The 518-nt window shown below is 50.0% G+C and carries 1 protein-coding gene; it reads right to left on the minus strand.

What is annotated here, in order from left to right; translation table 11 throughout:
- Nucleotides 1–250: plasmid mobilization protein (locus QVP03_RS10620; protein ID WP_288210764.1), on the minus strand; the 250-nt coding region annotated here is incomplete at its 3' end.
- Nucleotides 251–518 lie beyond the last annotated feature (268 nt).

Genomic DNA, 518 nt, shown 5'->3' on the forward strand with positions numbered 1-518 from the left:
TTTGAAATTGGAAATAAAAGTCATTCAGACGGGCAATAAACTGCACTTTCGAAGGGTCGCGTTTGACGACAACGAACTCCTCGGCGAAGATGCGTTTGACGATAAACCGGCTGCGGTTATGTTCCAATCCTGCCTTACAAAGCATCTGCTTAAAGCGGATATTCTCTTCCGTGGTGAGTTTGAAATTATACCTGTGGACCCTGGGGTCTGTTGTTGTCGGGCGTCCGATCCTCTTTTTCGTGGTTGTCATCAGTCTGGTAGTTTAAGTGGCGTGACTCGGGAACGCCACCCAGCCTCGCAGAGCGAGCACCTTTCGTATGCCGAAAAACTTTTCGGCATACAAAGGTACAGCTCGCTGTTGTCTGGCGACAACAAAAATCCGCGCCGGAGAATCTTTGAGAGAAGTTTTGAAAATCCTCCGTTACGGTTTCCATAGCCGGGTCTGTTCCCGGTGCAATATTACAACCGTTTCGGGGCAAAAAAAAGCCATCGGTGCGGACTGGAGCGGACTGGAGCGG

Origin of the sequence: Alistipes sp. CAG:29, from assembly GCF_000435435.1 — a bacterium.
Lineage (GTDB): Bacteria > Bacteroidota > Bacteroidia > Bacteroidales > Rikenellaceae > Alistipes > Alistipes onderdonkii.